This is a genomic window from Leptospira congkakensis (genome assembly GCF_004770265.1).
Classification (GTDB): Bacteria; Spirochaetota; Leptospiria; order Leptospirales; family Leptospiraceae; genus Leptospira_A; species Leptospira_A congkakensis.
Map to the genome: position 1 here is coordinate 671557 of NZ_RQGQ01000017.1, position 15708 is coordinate 687264.

General features: G+C 37.3%; 18 protein-coding genes. 8 read left to right on the forward strand and 10 right to left on the reverse strand.

Annotated features, from left to right (window positions below; translation table 11 throughout):
- Positions 1-92 precede the first annotated feature (92 nt).
- Positions 93-290 (forward strand): hypothetical protein, encoded by a 198-nt coding sequence (locus tag EHQ70_RS16680; RefSeq protein WP_135588290.1) that lies wholly within the window; start codon positions 93-95, stop codon positions 288-290.
- Here the strand turns inward: EHQ70_RS16680 and EHQ70_RS16685 are convergent.
- Both EHQ70_RS16685 and EHQ70_RS16690 read right to left on the reverse strand, forming a co-directional pair.
- A complete protein-coding gene (locus EHQ70_RS16685) occupies positions 287-1417 on the reverse strand; it encodes a hypothetical protein (protein ID WP_135588292.1) in 1131 nt (376 codons plus the stop codon). The genes EHQ70_RS16680 and EHQ70_RS16685 overlap by 4 nt on opposite strands.
- Entirely contained in the window at positions 1414-2034 is a 621-nt protein-coding gene (locus tag EHQ70_RS16690; RefSeq protein WP_135588294.1) for a hypothetical protein, read from the reverse strand. The genes EHQ70_RS16685 and EHQ70_RS16690 overlap by 4 nt, the downstream gene beginning before the upstream one ends.
- 67 nt (positions 2035-2101) lie before the next feature.
- Here EHQ70_RS16690 and prfA point away from each other — a divergent pair, with 67 nt between their 5' ends.
- The 3 genes from prfA to EHQ70_RS16705 all read left to right on the forward strand — a co-directional run bounded on the left by prfA (position 2102) and on the right by EHQ70_RS16705 (position 5523).
- Positions 2102-3163, forward strand: coding sequence for a peptide chain release factor 1 (gene prfA, locus EHQ70_RS16695; protein ID WP_135588296.1), 1062 nt, complete (start codon positions 2102-2104; stop codon positions 3161-3163).
- Between the two features lie 80 nt (positions 3164-3243).
- A complete protein-coding gene (locus EHQ70_RS16700; RefSeq protein WP_135588298.1) occupies positions 3244-4938 on the forward strand; it encodes a S8 family serine peptidase in 1695 nt (564 codons plus the stop codon).
- A gap of 3 nt (positions 4939-4941) precedes the next feature.
- Positions 4942-5523, forward strand: coding sequence for a hypothetical protein (locus EHQ70_RS16705; protein ID WP_167481725.1), 582 nt, complete (start codon positions 4942-4944; stop codon positions 5521-5523).
- 24 nt (positions 5524-5547) lie between these two features.
- Here EHQ70_RS16705 and EHQ70_RS16710 read toward each other — a convergent pair whose 3' ends face one another.
- Genes EHQ70_RS16710 through EHQ70_RS16720 form a run of 3 tightly spaced genes read right to left on the reverse strand, consistent with a single transcriptional unit; the run spans position 5548 to position 8121 of the window.
- The gene (locus EHQ70_RS16710) at positions 5548-7158 is read right to left on the reverse strand and encodes an ATP-binding protein (RefSeq protein ID WP_135588300.1); all 1611 of its coding nucleotides are present in this window, start codon (positions 7156-7158) and stop codon (positions 5548-5550) included.
- Positions 7155-7760 (reverse strand): chemotaxis protein CheX, encoded by a 606-nt coding sequence (locus EHQ70_RS16715; RefSeq protein WP_135588302.1) that lies wholly within the window; start codon positions 7758-7760, stop codon positions 7155-7157. The genes EHQ70_RS16710 and EHQ70_RS16715 overlap by 4 nt, the downstream gene beginning before the upstream one ends.
- Position 7761: 1 nt before the next feature.
- Positions 7762-8121, reverse strand: coding sequence for a response regulator transcription factor (locus EHQ70_RS16720; RefSeq protein ID WP_135588304.1), 360 nt, complete (start codon positions 8119-8121; stop codon positions 7762-7764).
- Positions 8122-8206: 85 nt separating this feature from the next.
- Here EHQ70_RS16720 and EHQ70_RS16725 point away from each other — a divergent pair, with 85 nt between their 5' ends.
- Positions 8207-8704 (forward strand): MORN repeat-containing protein, encoded by a 498-nt coding sequence (locus tag EHQ70_RS16725; RefSeq protein ID WP_135588306.1) that lies wholly within the window; start codon positions 8207-8209, stop codon positions 8702-8704.
- Here the strand turns inward: EHQ70_RS16725 and metF are convergent.
- Both metF and EHQ70_RS16735 read right to left on the reverse strand, forming a co-directional pair.
- Complete coding sequence (gene metF, locus EHQ70_RS16730; protein WP_135588308.1) at positions 8669-9556, reverse strand: methylenetetrahydrofolate reductase [NAD(P)H]; 888 nt, start codon at positions 9554-9556, stop codon at positions 8669-8671. The two genes, EHQ70_RS16725 and metF, sit on opposite strands and share 36 nt — an antisense overlap.
- Positions 9557-9568: 12 nt before the next feature.
- On the reverse strand, positions 9569-10384 hold the full coding sequence (locus EHQ70_RS16735) for an SDR family NAD(P)-dependent oxidoreductase (RefSeq protein ID WP_135588310.1): 816 nt from the start codon (positions 10382-10384) through the stop codon (positions 9569-9571).
- A 44-nt stretch (positions 10385-10428) separates the two neighbouring features.
- Here EHQ70_RS16735 and EHQ70_RS16740 point away from each other — a divergent pair, with 44 nt between their 5' ends.
- On the forward strand, positions 10429-11199 hold the full coding sequence (locus tag EHQ70_RS16740) for a biotin--[acetyl-CoA-carboxylase] ligase (RefSeq protein ID WP_244288382.1): 771 nt from the start codon (positions 10429-10431) through the stop codon (positions 11197-11199).
- A complete protein-coding gene (locus EHQ70_RS16745; protein WP_135588314.1) occupies positions 11200-11991 on the forward strand; it encodes a type III pantothenate kinase in 792 nt (263 codons plus the stop codon).
- Here the strand turns inward: EHQ70_RS16745 and EHQ70_RS16750 are convergent.
- The 3 genes from EHQ70_RS16750 to EHQ70_RS16760 are packed head-to-tail and all read right to left on the reverse strand — an operon-like array spanning position 11988 to position 14446.
- On the reverse strand, positions 11988-13427 hold the full coding sequence (locus EHQ70_RS16750; RefSeq protein WP_135588316.1) for an ArnT family glycosyltransferase: 1440 nt from the start codon (positions 13425-13427) through the stop codon (positions 11988-11990). The genes EHQ70_RS16745 and EHQ70_RS16750 overlap by 4 nt on opposite strands.
- 7 nt (positions 13428-13434) lie before the next feature.
- A complete protein-coding gene (locus tag EHQ70_RS16755; RefSeq protein ID WP_002975971.1) occupies positions 13435-13773 on the reverse strand; it encodes an STAS domain-containing protein in 339 nt (112 codons plus the stop codon).
- Positions 13774-13828: 55 nt separating this feature from the next.
- On the reverse strand, positions 13829-14446 hold the full coding sequence (locus tag EHQ70_RS16760; protein ID WP_135588318.1) for a site-specific integrase: 618 nt from the start codon (positions 14444-14446) through the stop codon (positions 13829-13831).
- A 190-nt stretch (positions 14447-14636) separates the two neighbouring features.
- Between EHQ70_RS16760 and EHQ70_RS16765 the strand changes: the two genes are divergently transcribed.
- Positions 14637-15707 (forward strand): toxic anion resistance protein, encoded by a 1071-nt coding sequence (locus EHQ70_RS16765; RefSeq protein WP_135588320.1) that lies wholly within the window; start codon positions 14637-14639, stop codon positions 15705-15707.
- The last annotated feature ends 1 nt before the right edge of the window (position 15708 follow it).

Below are 15708 nucleotides of genomic sequence, written 5' to 3' on the forward strand. Positions count from 1 at the left end.
GGGATTGTTCTGGTTTTTCGAATTTTTAATTTTGTGGTCAGGCCTAAAATCGATTTGACAGGGCGTTCCTTTCCTCAAAAATTTTCAGAGTTATGCCACAGAAGTCCCTTCCAAAAAATGAGTTCTATGTAAAATGCCCTTTGTATTCTAAAGGACTCTCCATTTGTCCTAGTTCCAAAGATCGTTTACAAACGGAAGATCTGGAAAGGCTCACTTCCCATTGTATTACTGACACTTACAAAACTTGTGATATCTTTTCCGCGAAAAAAGAAAAGGAACAGGCTGCTTAACCATCATTCATTTTTCTAACTTTTTTGAAATAATCGTAAATCATCCAGTCATCTGCTGAAAAATTAAGATCATCTAACACAAGTTCCCCTCGTTTACTTTCGTAAACGATTCTGTCACCTGCGACTCCCCACAACCTTTCGATAAAAAATGGAAAATGTTCCTTTTTCCCTGAGACCTTCCATTTCATAGGTTGGTTGGGATCATTCTGGTTGGTGGCAATAAATTCGTCTTTCCCACTCATCCGCCAGGAAAAAGCTTCACGGGTTACAATGGGAATCCCTCGATTGATGGAAGGATTTTTACCCTGATGGTAAACGACTTCTTTTAGATAAAGATCACCAATTTTTCCCCCAACAACATATCCTGAAATACCGTTGTTGTAATAAAATCTTGGTAATACTATGTCTTTGGAAAGAAGTGCCACTCGTTTGGATTCTAAGTTTAAAAAGAATAAATTGTATGATCCTCCAATTCCAGACCAGACCAAAAATTCATTTCCAATCGATGTTATATGATAATGTGTTTTTAATTTTGGATAGGGAGTCGGAAAAAGATCTCCAACTATGTACTTTTCTGGTTTGGAATTATTTCCTGTTTTTTCAACGAAGAGTTGGTTTTCAAAAAAATATAATAACAAATCACCTGAATTGGTAATTGCCATTCCTGTTTTACAAGGGATATGTACAATGGATTCATGTTCCAGCGATGAGTCTGTGGTTGAATAACCAAACAAAGCACAACCACCGTATTGTTTGAGTGGGTATTGAACCGCCACAAAATTTCCGTTAGCTGAAATTTGAATCGAATCAGGTCTTAATTTTAGTTCAATAGAATTTCGACTGTCGTTTACTAAATCTTTGAAAAATAGTGTTTTGTTTTCTGTCCAAATGATTTTGGTTCTGTCTTCTGAAAGTGCAAATAAACGAGGTTGGTTTGGTTTATTTTTGGAAAGTATTTCTGAAGTGGGACGATTGGATGACAGTCTATCTTGTAAAAGAGCAAGTGCTTTTTCGTATTTTTCTTTTGAGATTAAATCTTCTATCTCTGAGACTAACGATTCATGTTTTGATTGGCAAGAGAAAAGTAATAAAACTAAAACTGATATAAAAAAAGAAAATAATTTCACTGAGACTCCAAAAACTCTCGAATTTCTTCTGCATGGATTTCTTTAGAAAAAAGTTCCATCGCGGTTTTGCCAACACGTTTTGTATCATAATAGGCGAAGGTTCCAGTCACTACGGCCCCACCGATCGGGATCCAACGCGCAAATTGTTTACGAATGATAGACTTGGAAATCAATAATCCTAATTTTTCCAACATCGTTTGAAATACTCTAACAGTCGTTGGGCGAATCAAAATTTTTAAAGAAGATTCTTCAATAATTTTCCGGAACACTTGAGATCCGCCATGTTTAAACAGACAGTAAAGTAACAATTCCTTTGTGACTTGCACTTCCTTTCCGTACAGAGCAGCAATGTCTAAAATTAAATGCCCTTGGATACGATACACCAAAAGTAATTCGGGAAGGATACTAAGAATTCCCAGAGGGCCAGGAGGGAGGGAAAAAGTGGCGCTGATGAGTCCTGATTTAAACGATGCGTTTTGAACCAAATCTTGGATTAGATTGTCTGGAGGTTGGATTGTGGGTGCGTAGGGACTTCTGTAATCCTCTAAGCCGGCAAATAATTCGATAAGGCCGTCTAAAAAACCTTCGGATTTGACCTGAGATGGTGTTTCGTTCACGGGTTTCTGAAATCCTCGTTAGATTTTGGTTTATCAAAAACAGGCATTCTATATCCTTTCCATAGACATGATAGATAGATTGAAAAAAATTCAAGAAAAATACCTGCGTATCGAGGATGAGCTCGCCAAAGCCACCGCATCCGATACTTTGAAGAATCTATCGAAAGAAAGATCTCGCCTAACGCCAGTATATACAAAAGCAGATGAGTATTTAAAAATAACTAAAGATTGTGAAGACGCAAAATTACTCTTAGAGTCCGAAAATGATCCAGACATGCATTCCATGTTGAAGTCAGAAATTGAAGAGGGTGAAAAAAAACTCGAGGAACTTGCGAAAGAACTCGAAATCATGTTGTTACCACCAGATCCAAATTCTGGAAAAAGTATCCTCGTAGAAATTCGTGCTGGAACTGGTGGGGAAGAGTCTGGATTATTTTGTGCACATCTATTTCGAATGTATAACAAGTATGCAGATAAAAAAGGAATCAGAACAGAAATTATCGATGCAAGTCCCACTGGGATCGGGGGTTTCAAAGAAGTTGTATTTTCTTTAGATGACGATAAAGCATACGATTTATTTAAATTTGAATCTGGAACCCACCGAGTACAAAGGATTCCTGAAACAGAATCTGGGGGAAGGATTCACACTTCTGCAGTAACTGTTGCTATACTTCCTGAAGCAGAGGAAAAAGAAGTAGAAATCAGAGAAAGTGACTTAAGAATTGACGTTTATCGGTCGTCAGGTGCTGGTGGTCAGCACGTTAACACAACTGACTCTGCGGTTAGGATTACACATATTCCTACCGGTATTGTTGTAGCTTCACAGGAAGAACGTTCTCAAATCAAAAACCGTGACAAAGCAATGCGAGTTTTACGAGCAAGAATTGTTGATCAAATGGCAGATGCCGCAAAACAAAGCGCAGATGCTTTGAAAAAAGCACAAGTAGGGTCTGGGGATAGATCAGAACGAATTCGAACTTATAACTTTCCTCAAGGACGTTGTACAGACCACCGAATTGGTTTTACGAGTCATAATTTACCTGCCATTATGGAAGGTGATTTGGACGAATTGATTGATGCTTTAGTACAAGAAGATAGATCAAAAAGATTGGCAGAAGCAAAAGCATAAAAAGTTTCTAAATTTTGTAGGAATTCGATTGATTCAGGCCGTTCGAATGTTATAAAAAATAGGTCAGGAATTTTCTTCAAATGAATCAATTGAAAACTACAGTTTCCATTCTCCTTTTCGTAAGTTTTTTATTTGGAAATTGTAAACCAGTCGATGATAACGATCCGCTAAGCGACAATCTATTTTACATTTTATTGTTTTCTGCCCTAGCCAATGCGAAAGAGGAATACTGCTCTTTTTCTCCGAATACAAACGGAGACGTTCTTTATAACGACCAGTGGCATTTACGAAACTTGGGTCAATTTGGGGGAACGATTGGTGAGGATGCCAACGTTTTTCCTGTTTGGAACCAAGGAGCATCTGGAAATCAAGTTATTGTCAGTGTTGTGGACGATGGCCTTGACATTCGGCATGAGGATCTCTCCTCAAATATTTCTGTCACTGCTCGTGGATTAAATCTTTTAAACAATACTATATATCCAACTCATACTTATTCGACTAGTTTCCACGGAACTGCTGTTGGAGGAGTGATTGCTGCTAGAGCGAACAATGGAGTTGGTGTTCGTGGAGCTGCCCCCTGTTCAAAGTTAGTTGGTGTTAATATTTTAGAAAAGTCTACAATTTATACTTCTGATGAATATAGAGCTATGGTCAACGAATCGGCTCGAGTTTCTATTTCCAATAATAGTTGGGGATCTCCAGATGGATATGGTTGGCTTTGGCCTTCCAGTTCCCTTTGGCAACAAGGTGTGAAAGAAGGTCTGCAAACAGGGAAAGCTGGAAAAGGATCCGTGTATGTTTGGGCTGCCGGAAATGGCGCGAACGGGGGGACAATTTCTGCACCAGTTCTCGTAGACAATGCAAATTACGACGGTCAGGCGAACTATTACGGAGTGATGGCAATTGGTGGAATTGGTGAAGATGGTAAAAAAGCAAATTATTCAGAATCTGGTGCCAATGTATGGGTAGTTGCTCATACCCAAGGTAACAATACAACATCTTATACGACTGCTATTTCTACTACGGATGCTTCTGGATCCTTTGGACTGAATACAGGAAATATTGCTGGCGATTATTCACAATCTAGCTACACAAAAAGGTTTAATGGAACATCATCATCTACTCCGTTAGCAGCAGGAGTCATTGGATTATTGTTAAGTCAATATCCAAATTTATCTTGGCGCGACGTACGAGAGTTAGTTGCTTATTCTGCAAGAAAAAACGATCCAGCAGATGCTGATTGGTCAGTAAATGGGGCTGGTTTAAATATCAATCATAAATACGGTTTTGGTGCAGTCGATGCGACAAGTTTACTCTCAATGTCCAATAATTGGCCTCTCATTACCGCTAGTCAAATTATAGATACAAGAAATGCACTTACACCAAATGTACCAATTCCAGACAATGATCTAATGACTGGTGCCACAGTGAATTATTCTGTGACTTCACCAATTTCTTATATTGAATATGTTGATCTTGAATTTACTTCGAATCATACTTATTTTCCAGAATTATATATACTTGTTATTTCCCCTAATGGAACCATTAGTTTCTTAGCAGAACCACATGGATGTGCTAATCCTTATAGTAATTCCTTTTGTACATCTGGTAACACCTCAATTGCTGCTATGACAGGATCTTCAACCTATCGTTTTGGAATGGCACGTAATTTAGGAGAAAATCCGAATGGAACTTGGATCATCAGAGTTTATGACGCAAGTGCCACAGATACTGGATCTATTAACTCAGTTCAATTAAGATTTTACGGTAGGTAAACAATGAACAGACATAAAAAAGGAAATTCTTTCAATCGTATCTACTTGTTAACGTTAGTTTGTTGCCTATCTGTTTCTGTGAGTGCAGAACCAAAAGAACCACCAAGTTCTATTACTTTTGTAGAGGGTGGAGTAAAAAAAACTTTCTACAGAAATCCAAATGTAATGGCAGAATTCGTTAACCCACAACAATCCTTGGCGAACCAACAAAAAAATCAGGGAAAACAAGGAATCAAAACAGGATGGAACGTACGGCCCGCAGGAAAGGAACTGTTTCCAAAATCGACGAAATCCTCACTGACTGCTAACGTAACAGAGGTGTACTCTACTTCGTTTGGTTCAGGTCCGAGTATAGTTTTACCAGGGATCATCATTGTGACTTTTTCTAGTGATCAATCTCAAGATTCATTGGAACGAATTTCTAAAAAGTATGGAATTCAAATTCAGAATAAATTTTCTCCAAGATTAGTGAGTTTTCAAACAGAACCAGGGTTTTTATCTGTGGAAAAAGCAAATGAAGTTCTTACGGAATCGAATGTATTGGAAGCTTATCCAGATACAGCCGTTGAAAAAAGTTTAAAGTAAAATTCGCATAACAAGTGTAGTTGATTACATCGCTAGAAAAAAATATATCAATTTTAAGATTTCCTGTTTCCTCACTGGTTTAGAAAGATAAGATGTAATTCCTGCTAAAAAACTTTTGCTGATATCTTCTTTTTGTACGTTTGCTGAAATTGCAATGATAGGAATAGAGTTTGTGGCACTAGTTTGATTGGCCACTTCCATTTTTCGTATTTCCCTTGTCGCTTCTAACCCATCCATTTCAGGCATTTGCATATCCATTAAAATGATGTCGAATTTTTGTGTTTTGTAATTTTCTAAAGCTTGTTTTCCATTATAAGCAGTAACAATTTCGATTGGGTATTTTCGAAAAAATGTTTTAATGATAAAAATATTTTCTTCTGAATCTTCTGCTAATAGAACTCTGCAGGTTGGGAAATTTTCTGGTTCAGGGAGTTCTAAATTCAACCAGTGTTGGTTGATTCCCGAAATGCGTTTGATAAAACCTTCATAGGGAATTTCAAAGATAAAATTAGATCCTAAACCAACTTCACTGACTACAGAAATATCTCCACCCATGAGTTGGATTAATTTTTTTGTAATTGTGAGTCCAAGACCGGTTCCACCATACTTTCTAGTGGTAGAACTATCTACTTGTGTAAAACTTTCAAAGATTGATGTTAGTTTTTCTTTCGGTATTCCAATTCCGGTATCTTTTACTGAAATTTTTAAATTTTTCTTATTTTCGCATAACGAAGCAGTTACGGTTATTTTTCCTTTTTCCGTAAACTTCATTGCATTACCTAATAAATTGATGAGAACCTGTTGTAATCGTGTAGAATCTCCAGCTATACTTTCCGCGATATCGTCTTCCACATGAAATTCAACTTCGATTCCTTTTACTTTTGCTTTCATAAAAAACAAAGAAATGGTTTCCGTCATTAGGTTTCGAATCGAGAAATGGATATGTTCCATCTCAAATTTTCCAGATTCGATTCTCGATAAATCCAAAATATCGTTTATGATGTTGAATAGGGCTTTTCCGGAGTTGCGAAGTACAGTTAAGTATTCTTGTTGTTCTTCTGTTAACTTCGTTTCATTTAGTGTGTCAGTCATTCCGAGAATTGCGTTTAAAGGAGTTCTGATTTCATGACTCATGGATGCCAAAAAATCAGTTTTTGCCTGTGATGCTTTTTGTGCTTCACCTTCTCTTTGATTTGCTAAAGTCATTTGTTCTCGCAAAAGTTTTTCTCGAACCACTTGTTGTGAGACATCGGAAATTTGAATCATACAAAAATGATCTGTTTCGTTTTCGATAGTAATTGGAATGATATGTAGGTATTGATAAATTCTTTCGTTTAGTTCTCTTTTTTTTTCGTTATCATAAAGTGGAAACGGAAATGGATTTAGAGTATGGGTTAATATAGAATATTGAGAATATTGTAAACAAAGTTCAATGGATTGGAATGTTCTGGTATCTTTTAATTCGGGGAATTTATCTAAAAAAGAAGAATGTGTTAGTTCAGATTCTTGGAATCCTGAACTTTTTAAAAACCAACTATTGGCTAAAACAATATTGAGATTTTGATCTAGAATTAAGATCCCTATTCCAGATTTTTTCACAATTGCCAGTAGATGTTTTTCGCTTAAAGAATTCACTGTTTCAACTTTTCAATCAGCACTCTTGAGAGATTTTTAATACTATCGAAATTCAGAATAAAAAAGATATACCCTTTGATATCTTTACCTTTCAGTTTATAATCGATAAAAACTAAAAGGATTGAGTTGTCTTTTTGAGGACTTCTTTGGATGATTAGATCCTCATATTTACCAGCGAAAAATTCTGGAACATGTGTTTCTATTTTATAATTAGAAAGTTTGGCTAAATTGGATAAAACCGCATTTAGTATGATGTTTCCAATTTCACTCAGTGCATCTTTTTCGAACTGAGAAACTTCGTTTAATGCAATATAGTCTTTCATCATCATTTTGACTATTTCCAAACTTGCACTTTTATGAAACAAAAGAAACGCAGAACCATCTCCAATTTCGCCGATAAACTTTTGTTCGATGGTGCAAACGTCATGATTTGCAAGATGGGCTATGTTTTTTGCTTCTTCCGCGGTAATGAGTTGTAGGCTTGGGACTGTGAGTAAAATTTCATCGGAAATCATTTCCCCCATTAATTTTGCGGCACCACCCAAACTGATATTGAATAGTTCGCATAACGAGTCTTTTTCTAGTGGTGATAAGGAATTCATATTAGTCCAAATGTGGGAGAATTTTTTCTGGAGATACAGGTTTTTCTACAAAATCAATTCCTAATGATTTTGCTCTATTTTTGATTGCATCTTGAATGTTAGCAGTAATCAAAACTATCTTTGTGTCTTTGTAATTCTTTTTAAGTTCTTCTGCCAAATCCAATCCAGACAGATTTCCTGGCATATTCTGGTCTAAAGTGAAAAAATCGATATCTTGGTGGTCAGTCAAAATAGATTTAGCCGCATCAGCAGAATCAGCTTCTAGGATTTCCCAATTAGGGAATTTTTCTAAAATTATTTTTCGGATCATCAAACGAGTGACCGTGCTATCGTCTACGATTAGCGCTTTTTTTTGTGACATATAGATTGCCTTAAATTCGAACTAGATTATATATGAAATTGCACCTATTAACTGACGGAAAAAACTATCTAATCCCCGACCATACATGCGATCCAAATACTTTATATTTTTATTTTTATACATTTTTTGCTTCTGCAAGTCGAACCAAAAAATCTGCGAAGGAGAAAATTGCAGAACTGGAAAATTTCAGGTAACCTACAAAAATGGTGATCATTTCGATGGAGATTTTTTAGAGGATACGAAACACGGATCAGGAATTTATCAATATTCTAATGGTGATATTTTCGAAGGTGAATACCAGTTTGGATATAAAGAGGGGTCTGGAACTTATCGCTATGCTAACGGGGATAAATTTACCGGATTGTATTCCAAAGGGAAAAGAAATGGTCCTGGAAAATACACTTTCGCAGATGGACTTGTTTTGGAAGGGAATTGGGAAAACAACCAATTGCAGGGTCAAGCAAAGATAGTGAATGCAAAAGGTAGTTTGGTACTCGAAGGAATTTGGAAAGACAGTCAGTGGACTGGAATCACACCGACTTCTGCTTCAACCAATGGTATCGAAATTTCGAACCCCGAGTGATTCGTAAATTTTCCTAGTCGCCTTAGATTTGTTAAGTGTATACATGTGAATGCCCGCAACTTTATGATCTAACAAATCCCTGACTTGTTCTGTTGCCCAATGGATTCCCACATTTTCTGCATAAGAATCATCTTCTGCGCGGGAAAGAGATTTTAATAATTTTGCTGGGAAATTGGTTCCTAAAGACAACTCCGCCATTCTTGCCATTCCTTTTCGGGAAGTGACAGGCATAATTCCGGCAATGATGGGAACTTTGATTCCTGCAATTTCACATCGCTCTACAAAATCATAAAAGTAGTTATTGTTAAAAAACATTTGAGTGCAAATGTAATCGGCACCTTGGTCTACTTTCCATTTTAGGTATTCAATTTCTTTTAAACGATTGGGAGTAGAAGGATGTCCTTCCGGAAATCCAGCGATTCCAATTCCCATTTCAGGATATTCTTTTTTGATAAACGATACCAATTCACCAGCGTAAGCAAAACCGTTTTCGGTTTGTTTGAATTCTGTTTGTCCTTTCGGTGGATCTCCGCGTAGAGCCATGATATTGTGGATTCCACTTTTTTCGTATCGTTTGAGGATTTCTTTAATTTCATCTTTGGTAGAACCGACGCAGGTAAGATGACTAACAATCGTTAAACCAGTCTCTTTTTGGAGTTTTACAACTAAGTCATGGGTGAGGTCTCTTGTTGATCCACCAGCCCCATAAGTTACACTTACATAAGCCGGGTTCATTTGGGACAATTCTTGGATGTTTTGGAACAAATCCGCCGAGGCTTCCTCATTTTTTGGAGGGAAAAACTCGAAGCTGATGGTTGTTTGTTTTTTACCGAGAATCTGAGAGATATGCATAAAACCTATCCTCTAAACAGGAATATTTTTCTCAAGTCCCTTGTTTGCCAGAAGCCAACCTTTTGATGCTTTTGTTTTCACCGCCAACCACAGGGAAAATTTTGGAAACAAGGCTGGAAGGATGACAATCGAAGCTCGTAAATAAGAAGGAACCATAACTTCTCCAGGATTCTTTTTGATGGCATAAACAATGGCGTCTGCTACCTTAGGGGGTTCAATGACAGGGGTGAAAAGAGAAGGTTTGACACCATCAATCATCCTTGTATTTACCATTGTCGGACAAATCCAACTAACACCGATTTGTGTTTCATAAAGTTCCATTTTCAGAGCTTGGGAAAATCCAACCATTGCATGTTTGGTTGCGGAATAGGTTACCGTTCCTTCTGTACCAAATTTACCTGCGATACTTGCTAAATTGATAATTGCGGCTTCTTTCTGATTTTTTAAGATGGGTAGGGAAAGATAAACCAATTTCATCGGCGCATTCACATTGATTTGGATGGCCTTACTCCAAACAGAAAAATCCTTTCCTTCGTAAAGACCACTTGGTGCAATCCCTGCGTTGTTGATTAAAATTTGATATTCTAAACGTTTTTTTTGGATTTGTTTGATTAGAGATTCGATATCAGATTCTTTAGAAAGATCACAAGCAAATCCGTAAAATTTCCTTCCGAGAGATTCGACTTTGTTTTGGATTTCTTTTAATAACGGTAATTTAATATCAACACCAATGATATCATTCCCTTCTTTTGCCAATCGTTCCGCCGTCAAAGCACCGATTCCCATACCACATCCAGTGATTAATATTGTATTTCCAGAAAGTTTCATATCTTAAAACTAAGTGATTTTTTACTTTCGTCAATCGGAATCGAATGAGAAATAGACCCATGGAATATAGATTGTTAAAAACGGAATTGGGTCACAGGCTTGTCACTGTCACTTCCACAAACGAATGGATTCGTGATCTGTCCATTCCCTTTGGTTCCTGGGTAATTGCTGATGAACAAACGGCAGGAAAAGGTCGTGGGCAAAATGTTTGGCAATCGTTAGGCGAAGATCCTTTAATTTTTTCAGGTAAAATAAGGATTTCTGCTGCGGAAATTTCCCTGCCCCTGTTATCTATTTTTGTTTCTTCTGCTGTATTAAAAACAATCTTTCATTTTTTCCCAGAACGAGAAACCGATACCACAGTGAAGTGGCCCAATGATATCTATCGCGGTGATAAAAAAGTCGGAGGGATTTTGGTTCAGTCCGAGTTTATCAACGGTGTTTTTGATGTGGTTGTGGGGATTGGTCTTAATTTTTTTGGAACTAATGTTCCTGAAACCTTAAAAGACAAAGCAACTTTTTTATGTGAGAAACCACTCGAGGAAGGAGTTCTAGAACGATTTGCAAATCAGCTAATTCTTGATCTAAACCAATCAGTGATTTCGTTACTCGACCAAGGACAAGTATTGAGAGATTTAGTTTGGATTGAGGATCATTCCTTATTAAAACACAAAGTCATTGAAACGGAATGGCAATCCAGAATGGTTCGCGGTCGTGTTTTGGGAATTGATGAATTAGGATTCCTTCTCATTATGACGGAAACCGGCGAAAAGATTGAACTCATGGACACTTCACCAAAATTTCGGATTATATAAATGTCAGAATCACCATTATTATTAGTTATAGATGTGGGAAACACCAACACTGTGTTTGGTGTGTTTCGTGAGGGAGAAGACACTCCTGATTTTCATAAAAGAACCGTAACTCGAAAAGACCGAACATCAGATGAACTCGGACTTTTTCTAAAAGGATTTTTAACACAAGAAAATGTAAAAGCAGATCGTGTAAAAAAAGCCATCTACTCGAGTGTTGTTCCATCGTTAAATCCGATCGTTGAAAGAATGTTAGAAGATTGGTTTGACGTAAATCCTCTTCGTGTTCACTACCAAATGAATCTCAACTTTGGAATTAGTTATCCAAGACCTTTTGAAATTGGTGCAGATCGATTGGTAAACGCAGCTTATTGCGCCAAAACATATCCTGGAAAAAAAGCCATTCTTGTGGATTTAGGAACTGCTACCACCTTTTGTGTGATCAGTGAAAAACCGGAATATGTCGGCGGTGTGATTGCGCCAGGCCTTAAAATTTCAATGGATGCCTTAACTCGTAATACAGCGCAACTTCCTCCTATCGTCTTTGGTTCTCCGAAACGAGTTTTAGGCGAATCAACGGTAGAATCCATCCAAGCAGGATTTTTCTTTGGTTGGATTGGTCTTTTGAAAGAAATCGTTCGAGCTATCAAAGAAGAACACCCTGGAGATTACGTTGTTGTTGGAACAGGTGGGCTTGTCACAACCATTCACGCTTCGCATAACCAAGTGTTTGACGAAATAGATCCTATGATGACCTTAAAAGGACTCAAAATCCTCGCCGATTTAAATTCCTAATATTTTTTTGTGTAAACAATGGTTTTATAGTGTAACCAATGATTGCCGGGAACCGGAATTTCCCATTCTTCTCGATTCCAAGATGATTTTTTTAAATAATCTTTTATGACTGAGTTCATCAATTGGTCATCATAAAAAACAAAACTATCTCTTGACTGAATGGTTTGGATGTATGATTCGGAAGGAATGTCTAATTCCCCTGGAATGAATTCTAAAATATCGAGATCAGGTCTTTTGTTTCTTAAATCGAAATAGGGATCGGGTAAAGCTTGTAAATAAACTGATTTTGAGTGAGCCAAACTCATTTCTAAATGTTGGAAATGTGATTCGAAAACTTTTTTAGAATCAGTTTGAAACCAATGGATATGATTTGTATAGAGCAAACTAGAAAGAGATAATAATACTCCGATGATTGCGAACTTCCAACCATTTCCTTTGGTGTCGTATAACAAGGCCATTCCGAATGCTAAAGGAAATAAAATATGAAAGACATACCATCCTTCCGAAGAAGTGTAAAGAGACAACAAAACCGAAAGAATCCAAATCCAAAACAAAATCCATTTTTGGTTTAGTTTTCCCGAGTTTTTCCATAACTGATAGGAAAGGGAAATGAGTAGAACGATTTCTGCTAGGATCAAAATCAAACGAAACTTTGCAAAACCAAACCCAAAGGAAAATACTTTCACTTTATCAATTAGTGTGAAGTTTCCGAGTAAATTTCGTTTCCTCGTGAGTTGGGCTCCAAATTGGATTTCAAACCAATTCCAATCAGGATGGATGTAATAGAACCAACATAGTAAGGGTAAAATTCCACCTAAGATGAACCAAGGAAATGATTTAAGGCCAAAGTTTTTCCAAACTAAAAATGCGGTGACAAGTCCAAAGGAGGCACCTATAGGATGCGATAAAGAAGAAAGAGAAAGTGAGATTCCCGTCAAAAAAACAAAGTATAGTTTCGATTTATCTTTGTTAGTTGCAAAAAGTAGACTGATGATAAAGAAAAATGCTGTCAGACCTTCCATTCTGGCAGCAGTTCCAAAACGAAAGAGGAGTGGTTCCCATAATACACTTGCAAAGGCAATTTGGCTTGCGATTGGCGAAATTGATTCTCGACGCAGCAGCATATAAAAACCAATTGCTGTTAGGTAAACGATCAAAACATTTGCCAGGCGAACTGTTGTTAGAGTGTCAGGAAAAACGGATAAGGAAAATCCAGAGAAAAGGAAATATACTGGTGGCATCCAGAGGGTTTTGGATTCCATTCCTGGAATGAGGCCTTTCAAAACATCGGTTTGTAAGCGACCGTCATTGGCAAAAGATAGGGCAGGTGAAAAAAACAAAACTTCGTCCGGCCAAACAACAGGGAATACATCCAAGTTGATCCAAACCTGGAAAAAAAACAAAGCGGAGATAATGAAAAACGAGGCGTAAGCCACGTGAGATTTATTTAGAAAGGGAATTAACGGCTTCTTGTTCCGTTTCAAAGACTTCAAACAAATCCAAAAGTTCCACTACATCGAATACCTTTTTGACAGGTGGTGTGATGCAGCAAAGTTTTAACTTTCTACCTTGTTTGTCTAATTCTCGAACCATCCCAACAAAGATGCGAATTCCAGAAGAAGAGATGTAGGAGATGAGCTCTAGGTTGATGATGATGTCACCTTCACCGTTTTGCACGTCGTCGGCCAATTTGGCCTCCACTTCATCCGAATGGGTAATGTCCAAACGACCGTTAAGGTGAACGAGTGTGTGCTTTCCGATTTTTTTGGTCTTTATTTCCAAAGCGAGCCTACTTGGTGACTAGAATCTCTGAAAACACCAAAGGTTCAAGAAATTTTTACGCTGCCTGGTTTTTGTTTCGGTTAAAAAGTCGCGGATCTGTTCGTTCTTCGACCGGAATGTGTAATAATATTCGTAGCTTGGTGGAACGAGCAGTTCTATGTCCCAAAAACTCTTGAATTTCCCACACAGGAAAACCTTTTTTAAAAAGGTCTAAAGCAATGACATCTCGAAGGAAGGGAATATGAATTTCTTTTGAGATCAGGCGGCTTGCAGTCTTCAGAATTTTTTGAATGGTTCTTGTTCTGAGTTTTCCATAACGACCAGGAAATAGATAATCGGAAGGTGAAAATTCTGAGGAATACCGATAGAGTTCTAATGCTAAATTAGGTTCGAGGAAGATTTTGCGTCTACGCAAGCGACCACCGTTCTTTAATTTGAATAGTGTTCTTTCTGGATTAAAGTCGGAGACTTTAAGGTGAATGATTTCGGGGAGTGATAGACCCGTACAGACTAAAAATTTGATGATTAAATAATGCAGGTAATTTTTCGCCCGAAGTCGAAAGAGCAAGGTGCGTACTTCCACTTGGTCAATCAAACGATTGTCCAGTGTCATGGCATCAACCGTTAATACTTGTGGGAGGAGGATTGGTAGATTCAAATCTTTATTTAGCATATTTTTTCTCGCAGGAATGTATCAGTTATAACAATCTATGCAATCAAATTGTCACCAAACTGTGGTTTTGGATCAAAAATTCTAAGAAATAAATTTACTTGTTCATGTTTTCACACCTTACCGTTTTCTGCTTGATTCATATCCCAAAAACGATCCTATCTTTGTGAGAAAAGGTAAAGGATAGATAAATATGGACTCTTTGGAACTGAAAACGAATGACCCGGAACTGCAACTGACAAAGGAAGATTTACAAAAAGTTGAGGAACTGACTGGGCAGATACAACTCAACAATCCCAATGATATCGTTTCTTATGGAGCCTCGGCCCAAGCTAAAGTTTCTGAATTTGCAGATAAAGTTTTATCAGAAATCAAAACCAAGGATTCTGGATACGCTGGGGAACTTTTAAATAATCTTTTATTCAAAATCACTGATTTGAATTTGGATAGTTTTGCGGGAGAAGGGAACTCTTTGTCCAAAATTCCGCTCATCGGTGGTCTTTTTGACGCTTCTCGGAAATTTCTAGCTAAGTTTGAAGACTTACAAACCCAAATCGAAAAGATAGTCGAAGAACTTCACACTGCTCGAACCAACCTAACAAAAGACATAACATTATTACAGGCATTATACGAAAAAAACTTGGAGTATTTTAAAGAAGTTCAAGTATACATTGCTGCCGGTGATAAGAAGGTTCAAGAACTAAGAGACAAAATCCTTCCCGATATGCTCGAAAAGGCAAAAGCACAAGGGGACACTCTTGCTTCCCAACAGTACCAAGATATGGTGCAAATGGTGGATCGGTTTGAGAAAAAAATCCACGATCTAAAACTCACCCGCATCCTTTCCTTACAAACAGGACCACAAATTCGACTCATCCAAAACGGGAACCAGGTTCTTGTTGAAAAAATTCAAAGTTCGATTTTGAATACAATCCCACTTTGGAAAAATCAAATCGTAATCGCATTAGGTTTGTTACGCCAAAGAAAAGCATTGGAAGCGCAAAAACAAGTTTCCAAAACAACAAACGATCTAATCCAAAAAAATGCAGAAATGTTAAAAACGGGAACTGTTGAAATTGCGAGAGAGTCCGAAAAAGGGATCATTGAAATTGAAACTTTAAAAACAGTAAACCAACAGCTGATCACTACGATTACAGAAACTCTAAAGATTCAAGAAGAAGGTCGTCAGAAACGAAAAGTTGCAGAACAAGAAATGATCAAAATCGAATCTGAAATCAAACAAAAACTTTTGGAATCAAAATAGA